General features: G+C 62.7%; 14 protein-coding genes. 7 read left to right on the plus strand and 7 right to left on the minus strand.

From position 1 onward, the window contains the following. Positions 1–56 precede the first annotated feature (56 nt). The 6 genes from F3H95_RS18800 to glpD all read left to right on the plus strand — a co-directional run bounded on the left by F3H95_RS18800 (position 57) and on the right by glpD (position 6834). A complete protein-coding gene (locus F3H95_RS18800) occupies positions 57–950 on the plus strand; it encodes a sugar ABC transporter permease (RefSeq protein WP_142880521.1) in 894 nt (297 codons plus the stop codon). Between the two features lie 127 nt (positions 951–1077). Beyond that, positions 1078–1848, plus strand: a complete 771-nt coding sequence (locus F3H95_RS18805) for a carbohydrate ABC transporter permease (RefSeq protein ID WP_244618075.1) — start codon at positions 1078–1080, stop codon at positions 1846–1848. A gap of 10 nt (positions 1849–1858) precedes the next feature. Continuing rightward, positions 1859–2962 carry a sn-glycerol-3-phosphate ABC transporter ATP-binding protein UgpC gene (ugpC, locus tag F3H95_RS18810; protein ID WP_149747110.1) on the plus strand — a complete coding sequence of 368 codons (1104 nt, stop codon included), beginning with the start codon at positions 1859–1861 and terminating at the stop codon, positions 2960–2962. A 72-nt stretch (positions 2963–3034) separates the two neighbouring features. Beyond that, positions 3035–4324: a Gfo/Idh/MocA family oxidoreductase gene (locus F3H95_RS18815; RefSeq protein ID WP_149747111.1), complete on the plus strand. Its 1290-nt coding sequence runs from the start codon at positions 3035–3037 to the stop codon at positions 4322–4324. A 100-nt stretch (positions 4325–4424) separates the two neighbouring features. Next, on the plus strand, positions 4425–5219 hold the full coding sequence (locus F3H95_RS18820) for a DeoR/GlpR family DNA-binding transcription regulator (RefSeq protein ID WP_142880517.1): 795 nt from the start codon (positions 4425–4427) through the stop codon (positions 5217–5219). Positions 5220–5316: 97 nt separating this feature from the next. Next, positions 5317–6834, plus strand: coding sequence for a glycerol-3-phosphate dehydrogenase (gene glpD / locus F3H95_RS18825; RefSeq protein WP_149747112.1), 1518 nt, complete (start codon positions 5317–5319; stop codon positions 6832–6834). Positions 6835–7647: 813 nt separating this feature from the next. On the opposite strand, the gene F3H95_RS18830 is transcribed toward glpD, so the two are convergent. The 7 genes from F3H95_RS18830 to F3H95_RS18860 form a co-directional block, all read right to left on the minus strand. Next, positions 7648–9831, minus strand: a complete 2184-nt coding sequence (locus F3H95_RS18830; RefSeq protein ID WP_149747113.1) for a tetratricopeptide repeat protein — start codon at positions 9829–9831, stop codon at positions 7648–7650. Beyond that, positions 9822–10838, minus strand: a complete 1017-nt coding sequence (locus F3H95_RS18835; protein WP_149747136.1) for a glycosyl hydrolase family 8 — start codon at positions 10836–10838, stop codon at positions 9822–9824. The genes F3H95_RS18830 and F3H95_RS18835 overlap by 10 nt, the downstream gene beginning before the upstream one ends. 20 nt (positions 10839–10858) lie before the next feature. Beyond that, positions 10859–13432 (minus strand): cellulose biosynthesis cyclic di-GMP-binding regulatory protein BcsB, encoded by a 2574-nt coding sequence (locus F3H95_RS18840; protein ID WP_149747114.1) that lies wholly within the window; start codon positions 13430–13432, stop codon positions 10859–10861. Continuing rightward, entirely contained in the window at positions 13429–15588 is a 2160-nt protein-coding gene (gene bcsA, locus F3H95_RS18845) for a UDP-forming cellulose synthase catalytic subunit (RefSeq protein WP_149747115.1), read from the minus strand. The genes F3H95_RS18840 and bcsA overlap by 4 nt, the downstream gene beginning before the upstream one ends. Before the next feature lie 40 nt (positions 15589–15628). Beyond that, a complete protein-coding gene (gene bcsN, locus F3H95_RS18850) occupies positions 15629–16531 on the minus strand; it encodes a cellulose biosynthesis protein BcsN (RefSeq protein ID WP_149747116.1) in 903 nt (300 codons plus the stop codon). A 441-nt stretch (positions 16532–16972) separates the two neighbouring features. Then, on the minus strand, positions 16973–17236 hold the full coding sequence (locus F3H95_RS18855) for a WGR domain-containing protein (RefSeq protein ID WP_149747117.1): 264 nt from the start codon (positions 17234–17236) through the stop codon (positions 16973–16975). Positions 17237–17325: 89 nt separating this feature from the next. Next, positions 17326–18249, minus strand: a complete 924-nt coding sequence (locus F3H95_RS18860) for a helix-turn-helix domain-containing protein (RefSeq protein WP_142880510.1) — start codon at positions 18247–18249, stop codon at positions 17326–17328. Positions 18250–18414: 165 nt separating this feature from the next. Between F3H95_RS18860 and F3H95_RS18865 the strand changes: the two genes are divergently transcribed. Continuing rightward, complete coding sequence (locus tag F3H95_RS18865) at positions 18415–19647, plus strand: extracellular solute-binding protein (RefSeq protein WP_142880509.1); 1233 nt, start codon at positions 18415–18417, stop codon at positions 19645–19647. Positions 19648–19724 lie beyond the last annotated feature (77 nt).

Genomic DNA, 19724 nt, shown 5'->3' on the forward strand with positions numbered 1-19724 from the left:
GGCGGGCGTTTGCCCACCCGCCGGGATCGACGGTGAATCCTCATAAAGGCCGTGTCATGAAACGCTTCATTGCCCGCAATGCGCCAGGTTACATTTTTCTGCTGCCCTGGCTGGTCGGCTTCTTCCTGCTGGCGCTGGGGCCGATCCTCGCCTCGCTCTACCTGTCCTTCACCCGCTATGACATGGTGAGCGCGCCGCGCTGGATCGGGTTCGGCAATTACGAATACATGTTCACCCGCGACCGGCGCTTCTGGAAGGCGCTGGAGGTGACCTTCCATTATGTCGTGCTGGCGGTGCCGGCGCGCCTTGCCATGGCGCTCGCGGTTGCCATGCTGCTCGACAAGGGGCTGCGCAGCATCGGCCTCTACCGGGCGATCTTCTATCTGCCCTCGCTGCTCGGCGCCTCGATTGCCATCGCCATCCTCTGGCGCCAGCTGTTCGATGCGCATGGCGTGGTCAATCAGGCGCTTGCCTATATCGGTATCCGTGGTCCGGAATGGCTGACCAATCCGGAAACCTCGATCTATGCGCTGGTGGCGCTCGCCATGTGGCAGTTCGGCTCGCCCATGCTGATCTTCCTGGCCGGCCTGCGCGGCATTCCGCGCGATCTCTACGAGGCGGCCGAGATCGACGGCACGCCGCGCTGGCGCCAGTTCACCCGCATCACCCTTCCGCTTCTGGCGCCGGTGATCTTCTTCAATTTGGTGCTGCAGACCATCGAGGCCTTCAAGACCTTCTCCAGCGCCTTCATCATTTCCAACGGCACGGGCGCCCCCGCCGACAGCATGCTGTTCTACACGGTCTACCTGTTCAACGAGGCCTTCAAGTTCTTTCGCATGGGCTATGCCTCGGCGCTGGCCTGGGTGCTGCTCATCATCATCGCGATCTTCACCGCCACCGCCTTCCTGACCTCGAAATACTGGGTGCATTATGAGAACGAGCGCGATTGAGCCGGAGGCCACACTGGGCCTCGACGAAGCGACGCGGATCGCCCACGAATTCAAGCTTCGCCGTCTGAAACGGGAACGCAATGGCCGCCTGCTGAAGCACGCCTTCCTGATCGGCGTCTCCTTCATCATGCTCTATCCGCTGTTCTGGCTGCTGTCGGCCTCGCTGAAGCCGGAGAACGAGATCTTTGGCAATGTCGACTTGTGGCCGAGCGTGTTCATGGTGGAGAACTATACCAAGGGATGGCACGCGCTGCCGGAATCCTTCACCGTCTTCTACGTGAACTCGGCAATCGTCACGGTGCTGTCGGTCATCGGCAACCTCCTGTCCTGTTCCTTTGCGGCCTATGCCTTTGCACGGTTGCGGTTTACAGGGCGCAATTTCTTCTTCGCGCTGATGATGATGACGCTGATGATCCCCTATCACGTGGTCCTCATCCCGCAATATGTGCAGTTCCTGCAGCTCGGCTGGGTGGATACCTATCTGCCGCTCGTCGTGCCGCGCTTCCTCGCCTCCGACACCTTCTTCATCTTCCTGATGGTGCAGTTCTTCCGGCAATTGCCGCGCGAACTGGACGAGGCGGCGATGATCGACGGCTGCTCGCCCTTCAAGATCTACTGGGCGATCGTCCTGCCGCTGTCGCTGCCGGCCATGGGCACGGCGGCCATCTTCTCCTTCATCTGGGTCTGGGAGGATTTCCTGGCACCCCTCATCTATCTGAACGACATCAAGAGCTACACGGTGCCGCTGGCACTGCGTCTCTTCCTCGATCAGGACGGCCAGTCCGCCTATGGGCAGATGTTTGCCATGTCGGTGCTGTCGCTGGTGCCCGTCGTCATCTTCTTCGTTCTGTTCCAGAAGCTCATCGTGCGCGGCATCGCCACGTCCGGCATGAAGTAAGGAAAGCAAAATGGCTGGTTTGACACTTCGCAATGTCGGCAAGAGCTACGGCGCGCTGCAGATCATGCAGGGCCTCAATCTCGATATACATGACGGCGAGTTCCTGGTGCTCGTCGGTCCCTCCGGCTGCGGCAAGTCCACGCTGCTGCGGATGATCGCCGGGCTGGAGGACATTACGGATGGCACCGTCGCCATTGGCGGCAAGGTGGTCAACGATCTGCCCGCCTCGAAGCGCGAACTGTCGATGGTGTTCCAGAGCTATGCGCTCTATCCGCACATGACGGTTGCCAAGAACCTCGCCTTCGGCCTGCAGAATTTCCGCATGCCGAAGGCGGAGGTGGAGCGGCGTGTGGCGGAGGCCGCGCGCATCCTGCAGATCGAGCCGTTGATGGCGCGCAAGCCGCGCCAGCTCTCCGGTGGCCAGAAGCAGCGCGTGGCGATCGGCCGCGCCATCGTGCGCGAGCCGAAGCTCTTCCTGTTCGACGAGCCGCTCTCCAACCTCGATGCGGAACTGCGCGTGCAGATGCGCGCCGAACTTGCCTCGCTCTATGCCCGTCTCGGCACCACCATGATCTATGTGACGCATGACCAGGTGGAGGCCATGACCATGGCCAGCCGCATCGTCGTGCTGCGCGCCGGCAAGATCGAGCAGGTCGGCACGCCACAGGAGCTTTATACGCGCCCGCAGAACCTGTTCGTCGCGGGCTTCATCGGTTCGCCGAAGATCAACATGCTGGCCGCCGAGGTGCGCGCGGAAGGTGGCCGTCCGGTCGCGCGGGTGGCGGGCTTTGCCGATTTCGCCCTGCCGGATCTTTCGACCCGCGACACCCGCCTGACGCTCTGCGTGCGCCCCGGCGCGCTGCATGTCGGCGAGGGCGAGGTGATGAGCGAGGGAACCATCCGGCTTGTCGAATATCTCGGCAACGAGACGCTGCTGCATGTGGCGCTTGCCTCCGGCCAGGTGGTGCTGCTGAGCGTGGTCGGTCCCGCGCCCTATCGCGCCGGCCAGACCATCCCGATCGGCTTTGACCTGGCCGACCTCCACTACTTCGATGCCGAAGGACGCCGCCTGGAACCGGCCTTGCCGGCACAGCCGCAGGCGGCCTTCGCCTGAGATTTCGAACTGCCAGCCGGGCGGCTCCGTCTCACTCCCGGGCGGGACGCCCCTTCATGAGGTGCCTCTACCGTGAAAATAGCCATTGTTGGATGTGGATCGCGTCACCAGATGTTTCGGGACGCGGTCCTTGAGGATTATGCCGATCGGCATGAGATCGTCGCGCTCTGCGATAGCAATCCCCACCGCCTCAACGAGGCGGCAAAAATCGTCTCGCAGCCCGGTACGAACGGGGTGGCGACCTATCTCGCCGCTGATTTCGACCGGCTGATCGCCGAGCAGAAGCCCGATACGGTGGTGGTGGCCACGCCCGATTTCCTGCATGCCGGTTACATCGTGCGTGCCTTCGAGGCGGGATGCGACGTCATCTGCGAGAAGCCGCTGACCATCGACCTTTCGCGGCTGAAGATGATCGTCGACGCGCAGGCCCGCACCGGCCGCCAGGTGAAGGTCACCTTCAACTACCGCTATTCGCCGGCCCGCACCCAGATCAAGGAGCTGATCTCCGCCGGCACCATCGGCACGATCACCGCCGTCGATTTCCGCTGGCATCTCGACCGGGTGCATGGCGCCGATTACTTCCGCCGCTGGCACCGCCAGAAGGAAAATTCCGGCGGTCTTCTGGTGCACAAGTCCACCCATCACTTCGATCTGTTGAACTGGTGGCTGGCCTCGGTGCCGCAGGAGGTTCTGGCGTCCGGCCGTCGCGTCTTCTACCGGCCGGAGACGGCGGTCGAGATGGGGCTTCAGGATCATGGGCCGCGCTGTGCCGACTGTCCCGTCGCCTCCTCCTGCCTGTTCCGGCTGGATCTGGCGGCCGACGAAAACCTGAAACGCCTCTACCGCGAGGCCGAGCATGAGGATGGCTACTATCGGGACCTCTGCGTCTTCGACGCGGAGATCGGCATTGAGGACACCATGCAGGCGCATATCCGCTATGCCTCCGGTGCCACCGCCAATTATACGCTGACCGCCTATTCCCCGTGGGAGGGGCTGGAGATCACCTTCCAGGGTACCAAGGGCGAGATCACCCATCGCCACGTGGAGGTACACGGCGTGTTCGGCGGCGTGCGCGCCCATGCGGATGAGGATGCGATCACCACCACGCTGCATCTGGCCGGGGAAGCGCCCCGCCAGCTGGAGGTGCCGAAGGCCGAGGGAAGCCATGGCGGGGCCGATCCGGTGATGCTCGGCTACATCTTCAACCCCGAGGGCATGGAGCCGGATCGCTATGGCCGCGCCTCCGACCATGTGGCGGGCGCCTGGTCGATCCTGACCGGCATCGCGGCCAATGCCTCGATCGAGAGCGGCTCGCTCGTGCATATTCCGTCCATGCTGAAGGCCCGCGGCATCCGGATCTGATGCGTTCGTCGGCAGGGGCGTTTATCCCCTGCCGACACGCCTGCCCTTGCTCCGAGTTCGTTTTCTTTTAAAGTGAAGAAAAAGCGAAAAGGAGGGGCGCATGCTGTTGTCCTCGCGTCAGACGGAAATCCTGGCCATTGCCAAGGAGCAGGGGCGGGTGCTGGTGGAGGAACTGGCGCAGCGCTTTTCCGTCACGCCGCAGACGATCCGCAAGGATCTCAACGATCTCTGCGATGCCCGCGTGCTGAACCGCATCCATGGCGGTGCCGTACTGCCGGCCGGCAAGGAGAATGTGAAATACGAGGCGCGGCGGTCGATGGCGGCTGCCGAAAAGCAGGCGATCGGCCGGGCCGCCGCCGCGCTCATTCCCGACAACGCCTCGCTCTTCATCAATATCGGCACGACCACGGAGGCTGTTGGCGAAGCGCTGACGGATCACCGTGAGTTGATGGTCATCACCAACAACATCAATGTCGCCAACCGCTTGCGCATCTTCCCCTCGATCGAGGTGGTGATTGCTGGCGGCGTCGTGCGCGGCGCGGACGGCGGCATCGTCGGCGAGGCGGCAGTGGATTTCATCCGCCAGTTCAAGGTGGATTTCGCCGTGATCGGCGTTTCCGCCATTGATCAGGATGGCGCCTTGCTCGATTTCGATTTCCGCGAGGTGAAGGTGGCGCAGGCGATCATTGCCAATGCCCGCCATGTGATCCTCGTCTCCGATTCCTCGAAGTTTGAGCGTACGGCGCCCGTGCGGATCGGGCATATCTCGCAGGTTCATACCTTCATTACGGATCATTGCCCCATCGCCCGTCTACGGACGATCTGCCAGGAGCGGGATGTGCGACTGATCGAAACCGCACCTGTCGCCGACAGGTCCGGTGTGGTCGCGGATTGACTTCGTTTGACATTCGTTTTGCTTTCACTTAAAACAAACGAAGTTTCGTAATTGTCTCACATGTGATGCGCGGCCCGGTCGCGCCCAGGAGAAGCCGATGTCCGACGCCCCCGTATTTGATCTTTTCGTTATTGGCGGTGGTATCAACGGATGCGGCATCGCGCGTGATGCGGCAGGGCGCGGCTATCGGGTTGCCCTGGCGGAAATGAACGATTTTGCTTCCGGCACCTCGTCCGGCGCGACGAAGCTCATCCATGGCGGCCTGCGGTACCTGGAATACTACGAGTTCCGTCTGGTGCGCGAGGCGCTGATGGAGCGTGAGGTGCTGTGGGCCATGGCGCCGCATGTCATCTGGCCGCTGCGCTTCGTGCTGCCGATCCAGAAGGGCGGCGTTCGTCCCGCCTGGCTGGTGCGGCTTGGCCTGTTCCTTTACGACAATCTCGGGGGGCGCAAGCTGCTGCCGGCCACGAAGACGCTGAACCTGATGCGTGACGAGGCTGGGCACTCGCTGAAGCCGGAATTTCGCCGGGCTTTCGAATATTCCGATGGCTGGGTGGATGATGCGCGCATGGTGGTGCTGAACGCCCGTGATGCCGAACAGCGCGGTGCAACCATCCTCAGCCGCCGCAAGGTGGTGTCCGCCAAGCGCGAAGGCGGCGTGTGGGAAATCACCACACGCGCCCAGCAGGATGGCCGCCTCGAAACCCATCGCGCCCGCATGGTGGTGAATGCCGCCGGTCCCTGGGTGGATCAGGTGCTGGCCGGCGCTATGGGTCGCAACAATGCGCACAATGTCCGCCTCGTGCAGGGCAGCCACATCATCGTGCGCAAGAAGTTCAACCATTCCAGGGCCTATTTCTTCCAGAACCCGGACAACCGCATCATCTTCGCCATCCCCTACGAAGGCGATTTCACGCTGATCGGCACCACCGACCGGGACTTCAAGGAAGACCCGAAGGACGTGCGCATCACCCAGCAGGAAGTCGATTATCTCTGCAATGCGGCGAGCGAATATTTCAAGGAGCCAGTGCGGCCGGATGACATCGTCTGGAGCTATTCGGCGGTGCGTCCGCTGTTCGACGACGGTGCCTCCAAGGCGCAGGAAGCGACGCGCGATTACGTGTTGAAGGTGGAATCGCCGGATGGTGCCGCGCCGCTGCTCAACGTGTTCGGCGGCAAGCTCACCACCTATCGTCGTCTGGCCGAGCATGCGCTGGAGAAGATTGGCGAGGCGATCGGCGCCAAGGGCCAGCCCTGGACGGCCGGCAGCCATCTGCCCGGCGGCGATTTTGCCGTGACCGAGGTGAAGGAGATGGTCGACAGCCTTGTGGCCTGGGCACCCTTCCTCGACCGGCGCCATGCGGAACGTCTGATCCGCTGCTACGGCAGCGATGCCCGCGCCGTTCTTGGCCGGGTGTGCAAGGCGGATGATCTCGGCCGCCACTTCGGCGGTACGCTCTATGAGGCGGAAGTGTCCTGGCTCATCGAGAAGGAATGGGCGGTGAGCGCCGAGGATATCCTGTGGCGTCGCACCAAGCAGGGTCTGTTCCTGAGCCGCGAGCAGGCCGCTGATCTGGACGCCTATCTGACCGAGCGATTCGCGGCCGTGGCCTGACCTTCATCCGATGGGGAGCCAGGCCTGACGCGGCGGCGGCAGGCTTTTCCCGTTTCATTTGTCTGCCAGATGGGCAGTTCAAGCCTGCGCCAGCCCCCCTCGATCTGTATCCCGCTGCGTGATCCGCTTGCCATGAGCGCCGGCTGACTTCCCCGTTCAGGTTGCACACTCATACGCGGTATCTACATTAATTATTGCGAAAATTATATTTTGCTTATGTCGAAACTCTTCATGGTTGCAGGTCGTCCGCCTTGTGATGATGTCAATAACCTCCGCAAGAGAGACGCAATAACCCCTCACTTCTGAGTGACTTTACTCATTTTGACGATGTTATTCTGAGAATATGTCGTCTTTTGCCTACGTTATGCCGCATAGCTGTTTAAACTTTGAGTTAAGAACCTTCTTGCTTACTATTTGATAAACTGACTATAGAAGTGACTGGAAATGAACATGCCGCAGGCATTGAAAGTGTGAAGCTTGATGAACGCATCCCCGAATTACGAGAAGATCGGTCTGCTCGTCGTGGCAGGCGCTTTTGTGGTCTATTTCCTGCTGTCCGGCGGTATTCTCTAAGGCATATATGAAACCGCCACGGCATGCGACACGTGCTGGCGCGCGGATCATGGCGGCAACGGCACCAAATGGAGCGTTGCCGGCGAAAGCAGGATCGCCCGATACGCGTTATCCTTTTGTTGTCAGGCAATTCCGGACGCAAAACTGGTTCCCGCTTTTGCGGGAATTGCTGCAAACCTCGGTTGAGGCGAGAGAGAGGCGGTTTCGCCGGGCTGCTGCTGGGACGCTGACAGCGGCTTGTCAGCCGTTGTGATCGTCCATCGATCGAATTTCCTCGACACCCTTCATGGCATCCCCGTTGCCGACCTCCGCCAGCACACGGAAGATCTGCAGGGCACTCGCCGTATCCCCCAGCGCGCGATAGGCATTGGCGCGCAGGATCATCAGGTCCGTCGTTTCGGCCTTCAGCGCTGCTCGCTGGTCAAGATAGATCAGCGTTTCCCGGTAGCGTTGGGCCGAGAATGCCGCAAGCGCCCGGTTTGCCAGGATGGCCACCTGCAGTTCGGCGGCACGCGCTGGCCGCAATGGTGATTTTGTCGCGGCGACGGCGGCGCTGTCGGTCAGGCCGAGCCGGAGGTAGGCAAGCGACTGGCCGTAGGCGGCATCTTCACGAATGGCGACAGTCGGGCTCTTCAGGGCTGCCTCGAAGGCCTCTGCCGCTTCAAGCGGACGCTGAAGATCCATCAGGCACCAGCCCTGCATCAGTTGCTGCTGCGCCGTGGCGGGTGCAGCATTGATGGCGGTTGCCTGGCAGGCCGACTGGCGCGCGGGTCTGCGTGGTTCCGAAGCCGTCCGCACCGTCTGGCTCGCGGGCCTTGGCGGCATGGGCTGGCGGGTCGCTTCCTCCCGTTCGACCCTTTCAACAGGTGCCGGGGCTCTGGCCATGCGGGGCTCCCGCGGCACGGTCGCGGTGGCCACACCTTCGAAGTAGGCGGCAATGCGCGGCGACTTGTCTACCCAGTTGCGCTGGATCTCCGCAACGCCCGGGCGATCATTGAGCGAGTCCCGTGCGATCAGAAGGCCATAGGCGGAGGGCTCGTCTTGCGGATCCCATCGCAGGGCCGTTTCGAACCAGCGCGCCGCCACCTGCGGCTGCTTGAAGGCTTGCGCATACCAGCCAAGCTGCTGCGCGCCGGGCACGTATTTGGCATTGAGGATTTCGCTCGCCATCCGTGTCAGGATTTCCGGCGCAATGACGGGTGCGGGCGTCAACGCAAGGAAATTCGTGGCGGAGGCCAGATAGGTCGCCTGGGCATCGTCCGAATCGGCGCGCCAGGGGAATATCACGGCCTCGGCCTCGCCGGGCCTGCCGCGGGCAACCAGAATGAGGGCCAGCCCCTGCGCCGCCGAGGCCGAAGGTTCGCGGTCGATTGCCTTGCGAAACCAGGGCTCGGCGCGGTCGAGATCGCCCTTGCCCCTCAGGTACCAGCCGAGCAGCAGCATGTCGGCGACATCATTCCCGCTTGTGGCCAGCGCCTCCAGCCGGTCGACATCGGCCGGGTCGACGTCCGTTCGCTTCGCCTTGTTGGCTTCCGCAACGGCGCGCCGTGCCAGTCCGTCACGCAACGAGGCAAATTCCGGCTGTCCGTCAGGCAGGGTCCGCTCAAGGGCGAGAAGCGGCTTCACATCCGCCAGCGGCAGCAGATCGAGCGCCTTCTGTGCGGTCGCCAGCCGTTCCTGCGGATTGTCGCAATGCTGTAGGATGTAGCGATAGGCATCGACGCCGCGCTGCCTGCGCTCGGTGCGCACGAAGGATTCGGCAATCCGCCAGAGCACGTCGACATCGCTGCAGTTGAGCAGGTTCGGATTGCTGGCACCCAGTTCGATGACGGTCGCATACTGCTTCTGGTCCGAGGCATTGATGAGGCGCGTGCGTGCTTCCCCAAGCGCCAGGCGGTTCAGAAGATCGGCTGGCGGCGTCCAGCCCGGCTCACGGGTCTGCCGGTCAGTGATCGCAGCCCTTACCTCGGCATAGCGCCCCTCGGAATAGAGCTGCCAGAGTTGCTCCAGTTGCCGGTCGACATTCTGCGGGACGGCGAGAGGATCGGCCGGCGGCGTCCAGTTCGGATAAAGGGCGCGAAGGCGTGCGATCTCGGCCTGCAGGCGCGCGGTATCGCCGCGGCTTGCGAAGTAACGCAAGGCGCTGAGATCGGGTTCGCCGCTCGGGGCGGCGACCGGCTGTGGCTGGGTGGTGGGCGTATCCTGCACCGTGCGGACCTGCGCCACGCGGCTGCCGGTCGCGCTGCGTGCGTCGTTGGCGACGGCGTCATCGATCGCGCGGAGCCTGCCCTGTCGCTCAAGCGAGAGCAGAGGCGTCGATCCCGCATGGGTGTCCTGCGCGGCGGAAAGATCCGGCACGGCGGCGAGAAGGCCGATGGCAAGCGGCACAGCGGCGAGCGCCGCCTTCCTGTGCGTCATAGACATGCCGCATGCTCCTCACGCAGGAAGGACAGCGCCAGCAGTTGCAGGGTTGCCGGGAAATAGAGATTTGGCTGGAACTGCTGCAGGGTTTCCGGCACCTTCGTTCCATCCGTCAGGCAGTCGAGCAGGCTGAGGATGATCATGTAACCCTTGTCCGTCAGCGGTTGCAGCCGCTTGCCGGTGGTGAGGTCGATGGTTGCCATTGGCTGGTCATCCGAGGCAAGCGACTGCCGCAGGCGGCCGAGCATCGAGGCTTCGGCAACGCCGGAGCGGGCGAGGTAGAGGGGAATGCGGACGGAGTTGTAGCCGAAGATGCGTTCAAAGCCGGGGGCGGGGCGGGGCGCAGTGCGCAGGCTTACCCATTCTGCCGGAAGCTTGGCCGGTCCGAACTGCAGCGACTTCATGAAGTAAAGCCCGTCGGTGGTCAGAAGCTCCCAGGCATCGGACGGTGCGAGCGCATTCATCACCGGAAAGGCTTCGAAGATCCAGTAGGACGGATTGATGATCGGCCCGTCCTCGCGGTCCCTGGCGGAAAAACCGTTGGCGCCCGGCAGAAGAATGGTGCGACCCGCATGCTTGACAACCGCTTCCTGGAGGATTGCCTTGGCGATCCGCGTGGCTGCGGCCACATATTCCTTGTTGTTCCAGGACGCGCCGGCAAGCGCAAGCGCATAGGCGATCAGCATGTCGCCGTCGGTGGCGCTGTTGATGTCGGTCACGTGCGGGCGCGCCTCCGGATCCCATTTCCAGGCAGCCAGCCCGTCGTCACGCAGCAGAAGCTCGGTGCGCGTGAAGTGCCAGATGAGTTCGAAATCCGAACGGTTGTCCGCGAGATAGGCGAGCAGCAGGCCGTAACCCTGGCCTTCGCTGTGGCTGATGCCATGATTGCCATTGTCGATGATCCGGCCGCCGCGATCCAGGAACCGTGTCTTGTACTGCGTCCACTCCTCCTCATTGATCGAGGCGTCGGCATGGGCCAACGACGCCTGCACGAGGATAACGAGTGTCATGATGATCGACAGCCAAGGCTTCACGTACGGCGTCCCATTTTCGAGAGCATAAGGGTTGTCGCCACACCCAGAATCGCGCAGAGGACGACAACCACAATAGCATATATTAGAATATTGCTGGACAACCAATTGGTAGCAATCAGACGCATATTTGCCAGCGAAAAGGGAAGCGTCTGGGTGAACTTCACATCCGTGGCCGGGCGTACGATCACTTCGTCGGTCTTGGCCCGATAGACCGTCTGTCGACCTGCCAGATAGCGCCACTTCTCCTGTTCCGTCAGTCCGACCACGCCGTCGCGCAGGTCGGTGGAGGTCGAGGCGATGGCTGCTGTCCAGCGAGCGCCGCCGCCGGGGCTCAGCGTCTGGCTGATGAGGACGGTGTCGTGGACGCTCGGCTCCATCAGCCCGACGCGCCGGTGCAGGATGTCGAAGGATTCAAGCGATAGATCGAAGCTGCGGCGCAGCCACCGCTCGAGGGCGGCAAGCCTGTCACCGAACAGGGATCCGCTTACCTGTGAGCGCCATTTGCTCATGCTGGCGGGGGTGTCCTCCTTGGGTGTGGAAATGCCGCCCACCTGCGGATGCCAGGTGGTGATTGCGACCGGATCGATGCCGAACTGCGTCAGCAGCTTCGGCGGGATCTGCGAGACCGTTCCGACGAACAGCGTCTCGCGCTCGGCCGTCGGTTGCGAGGTGGTCCCGATCTCGATGCGGCTCGTGCGTCCGTCGGCCATTGCGCGCTTGCCGAGCAGGGTCGTGGCGGCGCTCAGCGTGTCCGGCTCCAGACGATCGACGGAGAGAATGAGCGGTGTCGTCGTTTCGCCGAAGGGTACGGTCCCCCTCAGCGCCGAGAGATTGGGGATCTGTCCCAGACGGGCAAAGTGCGGCATCACCCAGCGTGAACTGTCGAAGATGGCAAAGCGCGGCTTGTTGGCGGCCGGCGTTCCCGGCAGGCAGACGGCATCGGTGGCCGTATCGAGCATCACCTCCACCCGGATCCGGTTGTGGCCCGGCTGGATGTGGCGCAAGGGGACCTTGATCGGCAGCTGGTTGAAGATGCCGCCGTCGGTTGCCTTGATCGGCAGCGTGGAGGCGATGTTGTCGTTCACATAGACGTCGATATGGCTGCCGGGCAGCACCTCGTCGGTATAGGCGGCATCGAGCAGCAGCGTCGCCTCGCCATAGGCATTGGCATAGAAATCGGAGGGAATAGCAATCGAGAAGGCGGTGCGCAGGCGCCGGCCGCTGAATTCCACGGTCTGCACGCCGAACTGCGAGAGCGGAATGTTTTCGCCCCCCAGCATCATCAGCGGATCGGGTGCAATCCAGCGCTGCGTCGTCATGCTTTCCTGGCCGGTGCCGTCGCGGCGTTCGACGGTGCCGATGATGGTATCGACCGCGCCGCGGATGCTGTCCCAGGTCGGGCCCGTGACGAGAAGGGTTTCGCCGGCCTCGCCGTGTCCGGGCAGGATGGTTGCAATCGCGGCCTGCCGGGCGGATTCGGGGATCTGCGGATAGAGCGGCTGCAGTTCGTTCCAGGTGCCGATGATGAGGCCAAGCTGGCCGCGTCCCGGAGTTGGAACATTGGTTGGCGAAAACCGGAAGGAGAGGTTCGGCATCGCGGCCATCAGCGAGAGGCCCTCCGACAGCTGGATCACCGTCGTTGCCGCGCTTGTCTGGCCAAGCGCAGGCATCAGGACCTGGAACTCCGAACGACCTTCCCCGTCAACGCCGATGGCCCGCACGGTTTCCTGAAGCGAATCGGGCGTCTGTCTTTCGCCGTTGAGAACGAGGAAGGTTTCGCTTGGGTCGATTTCCGTCCACAGATCATAGGTCGAGCGCAGGTCGCAATCGGTGCGATGCCGCTGCGTCGCGAGGAGCCGGACGCGGTTCGTGCCGGCCTGCAGCAGCCCGGGCGGTATGTGGACGCGCACGGTACGTGGCGCATCGGCTGCGCCGATCGCCTCGTCGACCAGCAGGTTGCCATTGATGAACACCTTGAGCATGGAGGCTTCGGGTGCCACGACCACGGCATTCTGGAAGGTGAGCTGCAGCTCGGTCTGTCCGGATGCCTCGTCGTCTTCCAGATAGATCGACCAGTTGCGTTCCGCATATTCTCCGTCCAGCACCAGACGATGCATCGGCACCAGATAGCGCCGCCGTCCCTTTTCCGAGACCTCCGCCGCCGCGGCAGGTTTCTGTTCCGCTTTCTGTTCCGCGACTGGTGTCGTGCGCGGTGTTTCCGGGCGTGCGGGGCCGGAGGGGGCGGGGATACGCTGGACCGGCTGCTGTGGTGCCTGTGCCGGAGACGGCGTCGCCGGTGTCGCGGCCTGCGCCGTGGGGGGCGTCGCGGTGCGGGCCGGTGTCGCGGATGCGGGAGCCTGCGGCGGTGCCGCAGGCGTTGCCGCTGGCTGCTGCTGGACGGGCACCTTGCGCGCCGGGATCTGCGGAACCGTCACGGAAGGCGCTGGCGCCGTCAGCGTGGAGCGCTCCGGCGACATGTCGAAGGGGGCGATTTCCTGGCCGATGGCCGGGGTGATAAGGGCTGCCATGCTCATCAGCAGCGGCAGCGCCGTGCAAGAGGACCTGGTCATGCCGGCCTCCCGCGGATGCTGCGGATGAAATAGCTAAGGCCGCGGCTGGTCTGGTAGAGAGCGAGCCCCAGGAACCAGATGCTGCCCCGCAACAAGCCCGGATTCTTGCGCCGTCCACGCTGGAACTGCTCCCATTGCGAGGAATTGGCAAAGATAAGGTCGGCGATCCAGCGGTGGTCGCGGGCATTGGTGGGCATGTATTTGCAGCCGAGCGTCGCCATTTCGCCGCTCGACTGAACGCTGCGCACGAGAAGCGACAGGTGCGCCATGTCCTCGCCGCCATGCGGCTTGAAACGGATTTCCACCGCGCTGTCGTGCGTGAGCGTGCCAAGATCCTTGCCATAGGCCTGCAGGCGCATGCCGCCGACGGACACGTCCTCGATGGAGGCAGGATACCACTGGCCCTCGAAGCCGAGTTCGCAGCGCCGCCGCACCCGGAACCTGCGCGAGGAGGCGCGATCGCGACGTTCTGACACCACCCCCAGCGCACAGCCGGCAATGATGATGTTGAGCAGGTTCCAGCCGCCCACGACCAGGATCACGTCCGCGTTGTAAGGCTCCGTGTATATCCGGTAGATGGTGACGATGAACGCCGACACCAGCACGGCAAAGATCACGAAGAAGGGGCGTCCGAGCTCCGACACGTGGTCGGCGGAGACCGTTTCATCCTTTGCCGTCACCTTGAAGGTGGGCTTGCGCGGATTGAGCATGACGGAGACGACTGCTGGCAGCAGGTGGACCGTCTGGATGTATTCATAGAGTTCCGAGATCCACGGCCAGCGGAACGACCCGTAGAGATAGTTCTGCAGCATCATGTTCACGAGCATATAGGCGCTGGTATAGGCGAGGAACTCGCCCCCCGACGAGGTGAAGATCTCAAGCCCGAAGAACAGATAGGCCAGCGGCGCCAGCAGGAAGGTGATGCGGGTGAAGGGGAACAGCCAGAACAGCGTGGACGACATGTAGCACAGCCTCTGCGGCAGCGAGAGGCCGCGCCTGAGCAGCGGGGCCTTGAAGCGCAGGATCTGCATCATGCCCTGTGCCCAGCGGCTGCGCTGCGCGATGAAGCTTGCGAAGGTCGCCGGCTGCAGGCCGGCGATCAGCGGCTTGTCCACGTAAATGCTGTTCCAGCCCGCGCTGTGCAGGACGATCGCCGTTTCGCAGTCCTCAGTGATGCTGACGCCGTTGAAACCGTTGGATTCCTGCAGCGCCGCGCGGCTGAGGACGGCGGCCGAGCCACAGAAGAAGGCCGCATTCCAGCGGTCGAGGCCCTTCTGGATGATCCCGTAGAACATTTCGTTCTCGCTCGGCATCTTCTCGAAGGTCTGGAGGTTGCGTTCCAGCGGGTCCGGATTGATGAAGAAATGCGGGGTCTGCACGAGGAAGAGTTTGGGATCATCCTGGAAATGCCCGACGGTCTCCAGCAGAAAGTTGCGGGCCGGCGCATGGTCTGCGTCGAAGACGGCAATCAGTTCGCCTGTGGAATGGGCAAGACCATTGTTCAGATTGCCGGCCTTGGCATGTTCATTGCGCTCGCGGGTCAGGTAGTTGACGCCCAGCATCTCGCAGAGTTGGCTGAGCGCCCGCGAGCGGGCGATCGCCGTTTCCGCTTCGCGTACGTCGTGCGAATGCTGCTTCTGCAGGGTGCCCCCATCGTCGAGCAGCCAGATCTGTAGCCTGTCTTCGGGGTAATCCAGAGCCTTTGCCGCCGCCAGCGTGTTGGCGAGAAGATCATGGTCCTCGTTGTAGGAAGGAACGAAAACGTCGACACGCGGCAGTGCCTTGCGATCAAGGCTGTGCTCCTGCCGGTTTGGCAGCGGCAGGGCCACGATGAACAGGCTGAGGCCGAGCATCATCACGCTGTACATTTCCGCGAGATAGACGAGGAAGCCCGGGATGAAGTTTTCCAGCTGGCTGATCGGCGGAATGGTTTCCGTCGTGCGCCAGAAGACGTAGCGGATGACGATCGAGGTGCCGAGTGCCAGCGTCACCAGTCGCCATTTGCCCTCCGGTGCGGTGATCTTCAGCACCGTGATCAGCACGATAATGGTGAAGCTGAGGACAAGCTGCGTCTGCATGCTGACCGGCAGAGTCAGCACGGCAATCACGAGGGCTGATGAGAACGCCCAGAAGGCGACATTGCGGGCCATGTCCATGCTGTCCCTTGGAAACGAGATACGCGATCGTGGCATGTCATCACTGCCTTGCAGAGCAGCCGGTGCCGCCGGGCTCTGATGCCAGGCAATCCGGCATGGGCACGAGCGGCAGGGGCGCTTGTGCCGCATTCGGCCGCGCGAAAGGTTGCGTCTCCGCAGGGCCGGCCTTCGTGTCGGCCTTGCCGGTGGTCCCGGTGGAAGATCCGGTCAGCGCATCCGGCAGGGGAATTGTTATCTCCGGCCGCTGCGGTTCCTTAACAGCGGCCGGTGTCTTTCTTGATGTGGTGCGGACCGTGGCCGTGGTCGCGGCCATGGCCGGCTGTCTTGCGATTGCCCGTTCCATCGACGTGTTGACGCCGAAGGCGTAGGTGGCGGGGACCACGGGGTCCGGAGGCAGCACCTGGCGTCCGGCATAGGCCATCAGCGGCGATACCGGCTCTGCCGAACCATAGGGGTTCCAGATTTCTCCCGGAAAGGTCCCCGTCACGGTGTATCCATACATGACGTGTAGCAGATCTCGTTCGCTCGCGGTATGATCGCACAGGCGTGCGCGAACCTGGATCATGCCGAAATCGCGCCCTATCCCGCTTGGCGCGGCGCGCGAACGGATCTGCTGCCAGCCGTAAAGGCAGGTATCGCCTGAACTGCTGCGGCCGCTGGCATAGCCGATCGGGCCATAGGCATTGCGCAGGAAATTGGTGTTGGCGGCCAGCCGGACGCCGGGGGCTGCCACGATCATCTCGCGGCGCAGCGTCTGCGGCGTGATCGGGCTGTAGTCCATGCTGGGGCGGCCTGCCTTGCTGATGCCGCCGGTGTAGCGGACCTTCAGGTAGTTCTGTCCCGTCACCGAGGAGGAGGTCGTCAGCCAGACCGTCTGTTCCAGCCCATTGCTGTAATCCTGCTGAACCACGCCAACCATGGCGAATGAGCCAGGTGGTGGCATGATGAGTGCAGATTCCCGTTGAACGAGTGCTGGTGCGCGTGGTGCCGCGATCTCACCGCTCGTCTGGCATCCCGCCAGAAGGGCGCACGCGGCCACGGCCACGGCACCTGCGCAGTTGAAAGAGACTGCCTTCGTCACATCGTTTCCCCGAAACTCATCCACGGGCGCTTCGAATCATGAAGCTTTACCAAACGCTCACAGATAACGAACGTGATGGTTAAGGAATGTTTAATTATTTGAAGATCTTATATAACTCGTTGCAAAATGATGCGGATAAGGCCGCATATGTCCAGGCGCTTTCGCGCCGGCGATCGACTTTTGTTATGCTTTTGAGTGTGTCGGGGAGGAGGGCGCAACCGAACCGATCCGGCCTGTTTTGGCAGGAGGCCGGGGCAGTGCTATCGGCTGAGGCCCTGCCTTGGGGAGCTTTCGCTCAGGATGTCAGTGCGCTCGTGTGTGCGGCGGGCGGGGGCGATAGCCGCGCCGCCGCTTGCTTGCCAGCAGTCGCAGAAACAGTCTGAGGGCATCTTCCTCGCGGGCAAACAGGTGCACCCGCGTCTGGCCGCCGGTACCGATACGGCCCCAGCATCGGATCAGCGAGAGATCGCCGAACAGCGTCGGAGCAATGGCAAGCGAATAGTAGCGCGCCATGTTTTGCTGCGGATCGATGCGCTCGATGTAGATCTGGTAGAGGTGCGTTCCCATGACCCTGAGCATCGGGCGGGGCGCTTGTCCTGTCCAACGAGAGATTTGAATCGGTCCGTACCGACCGATTCACGACGTTGATGGAAGGGTCAGCCGGTCGCGGCAAGGGCCGGCCGCATGCGGCGGCGGTACTGCACGGGCTTTTCCTTGAAGCGCCGCTGAAAGGCCTCGTAGAAGGTGGACAGCGAACCGAAGCCGGATTCGTAGGCCACTTCTGTGATCGGCAGGTCGGTGGCGATCAGCAGCGATTGCGCCGTATCCAGCCGGTGGCGGATGATCGCCTGGTTGATCGTCATGCCGACGGCCTTGCGAAACAGCGTCATGGCATAGTTCGGATGCAGGCCGGCGGCGCGCCCGACATCTTCCGCGGAAATATCGCTGAGCGCGCCTTCGCCGATGAAGCGCAGCATGTTTTCCACATGCAGCACCCAGTCCGCGTCGCGCTGGCCGGAGGTGGGGATCGCGGCACCCTGTTCGCGCAGGTCACGCCAGCCCTCGCGCTCGATGCGCATGACGCGGGCGGTCAGTTCCGAACGCACGATCTCCATCACTTCCGGATCGCCGGACAGCAGTTCGTCGCGCCAGCGCAGAAACACCTCGCGGTCCCAGGGCCGGATGTCGAGCGCCTCGATGACGGCGCCGCGGAATACCGCGTCGCGAAAGCGGCTGAGGCTTGCAAAGCCCAGAAACACCGACATCGGCACGTAAAGACAGACGAAGCGCGTGCCTTCCGCCCGGTCGATCACCTGGTGCGGGATCATTCCCCAGAACAGGCAGAGGCGGTTCTCGTCCACCGTCAGCGCGCGGCCATCAAACCAGTACGTCATGCGTCCCGACAGCACGAAGTTCAGCTCGATCTGGCTGTGCATGTGTGGACCCGCCATCTTCTGCACCTCCAGTTGCGCGCCGGCGCAAAACCGGTGATCGCCGAAGATGACCAGCGGATGGCGCGGGTCGTGATCGGGATGAACGGGCACGGATTCATCCTGAATGTGAAGGGACTGCAGGTTCATGTCTTAGGATTCCGGAAAACTTCCCCTGAAATTCGGTAGAACATTACGGATTTGAATTTGATGATCAAGCCGAGTTCAAGATCGTCCACCGGCAGTCGGGGCTGTGCGGTGACTTGGCTCCCTCAATTGTCCACGCGACTGCATACCGGTCATAGGGAGGAAATCATGACCTTTATTCAAGGCCTGCAAGGGCTTGCGCTGTCTGCCGCCTTCATCTCCTCGGCGGCGTTTGCAGGTGAGATCACCATCAATTCCGACCACTCCGATCCCGTGCCGAAGAAGGCGATGGAAGAGCTGATCGCCGATTTCCAGAAGGCGAACCCTGACATCAAGGTGAAGTGGAACAATTTCGACCACGAGGGCTACAAGTCCGCGATCCGCAACTTCCTGACGGCCGATGCGCCGGATGTCGTTGCCTGGTATGCCGGAAATCGCATGGAGCCCTTCGTCAAGGCCAACCTGTTTGCCGATGTCACCGACGTCTGGACCGCCAATGGTCTTGACGATCAGCTGAAGTCCGCGTCCACCTCGATGACCATCGACGGCAAGAAGTGGGGCGTGCCCTATACCTACTACCAGTGGGGCATCTATTACCGGAAGGACATTTTTGCCCAGCAGGGCATCACCCCGCCCAAGACCTGGGACGAACTGGTGGCCGCCTGCGCAAAGCTGAAGGCTGCCGGCATCACCCCCTTCACCATCGGTACCAAGGCGCTTTGGCCGACCGCCGGCTGGTTCGATTACCTCGACCTGCGCGTCAACGGCTACGACTTCCACATGCAGCTGACCTCCGGCAAGGTTCCCTACACGGATCCGCGCGTGAAGGCTGTGTTCGAGAAGTGGGGCGAGCTGGTGAAGCCCGGCTATTTCGTCGCGAACCACGCCGCCATCGATTGGCAGGATGCGATCCCGCAGCTGGTGCAGGGCAAGGCCGCCATGTATCTGATGGGCAATTTCGCCGTCGCGACCATGAAGGATGGCGGGCTCAAGGAAGACCAGATCGGCTTCCTGCAGTTCCCGCAGATCACGGCCGGTCTCCCGGTTTCGGAAGAGGCTCCGACGGATACCTTCCACATCCCGGCTGGCGCCAAGAACAAGGACGATGCGAAGAAGTTCCTCGCCTATGTCGCCTCGCCGGCCGCCCAGTCGAAGATGAATGCGACGCTCGGCCAGCTGCCGGTCAACAACAAGGCGGACAAGCCGAAGGACGTGTTCCTCGAGCAGGGCTTCGAGATGCTCTCCAAGGCGCAGGCGCTTGCACAGTTCTATGACCGCGATGCCAATGCCGAGATGGCCAAGGCCGGCATGGAAGGCTTCCAGGAATTCATGGTGAAGCCGGACAAGGTCGATGCCATCCTGGCTCGCCTCGATAAGGTCCGCCAGCGCGTCTACAAATAAGACATCCTCCCCGGCGCCGGATGCTGGTTCCCTTCCCGGGGAGCCGGCGTCCGGTGCTTCCCATTCCGAAAATTTCC

This window comes from Rhizobium sp. RU35A (assembly GCF_900156005.1).
GTDB lineage: Bacteria > Pseudomonadota > Alphaproteobacteria > Rhizobiales > Rhizobiaceae > Neorhizobium > Neorhizobium straminoryzae.

Excerpts from the sequence above, each read along its gene's own strand:
- F3H95_RS18865 (WP_142880509.1), top strand. The coding sequence starts at position 18,415 with ATGACCTTTATTCAAGGCCTGCAAGGGCTTGCGCTGTCTGCCGCCTTC.
- F3H95_RS18860 (WP_142880510.1), bottom strand. The coding sequence starts at position 18,249 with ATGAACCTGCAGTCCCTTCACATTCAGGATGAATCCGTGCCCGTTCAT.
- bcsA (WP_149747115.1), bottom strand. The coding sequence starts at position 15,588 with ATGGACATGGCCCGCAATGTCGCCTTCTGGGCGTTCTCATCAGCCCTC.
- F3H95_RS18840 (WP_149747114.1), bottom strand. The coding sequence starts at position 13,432 with ATGACCAGGTCCTCTTGCACGGCGCTGCCGCTGCTGATGAGCATGGCA.
- F3H95_RS18805 (WP_244618075.1), top strand. The coding sequence starts at position 1,078 with ATGCTCTATCCGCTGTTCTGGCTGCTGTCGGCCTCGCTGAAGCCGGAG.
- F3H95_RS18820 (WP_142880517.1), top strand. The coding sequence starts at position 4,425 with ATGCTGTTGTCCTCGCGTCAGACGGAAATCCTGGCCATTGCCAAGGAG.
- ugpC (WP_149747110.1), top strand. The coding sequence starts at position 1,859 with ATGGCTGGTTTGACACTTCGCAATGTCGGCAAGAGCTACGGCGCGCTG.
- glpD (WP_149747112.1), top strand. The coding sequence starts at position 5,317 with ATGTCCGACGCCCCCGTATTTGATCTTTTCGTTATTGGCGGTGGTATC.
- F3H95_RS18830 (WP_149747113.1), bottom strand. The coding sequence starts at position 9,831 with ATGTCTATGACGCACAGGAAGGCGGCGCTCGCCGCTGTGCCGCTTGCC.
- F3H95_RS18835 (WP_149747136.1), bottom strand. The coding sequence starts at position 10,838 with ATGACACTCGTTATCCTCGTGCAGGCGTCGTTGGCCCATGCCGACGCC.
- F3H95_RS18800 (WP_142880521.1), top strand. The coding sequence starts at position 57 with ATGAAACGCTTCATTGCCCGCAATGCGCCAGGTTACATTTTTCTGCTG.
- bcsN (WP_149747116.1), bottom strand. The coding sequence starts at position 16,531 with ATGCCACCACCTGGCTCATTCGCCATGGTTGGCGTGGTTCAGCAGGAT.
- F3H95_RS18855 (WP_149747117.1), bottom strand. The coding sequence starts at position 17,236 with ATGGGAACGCACCTCTACCAGATCTACATCGAGCGCATCGATCCGCAG.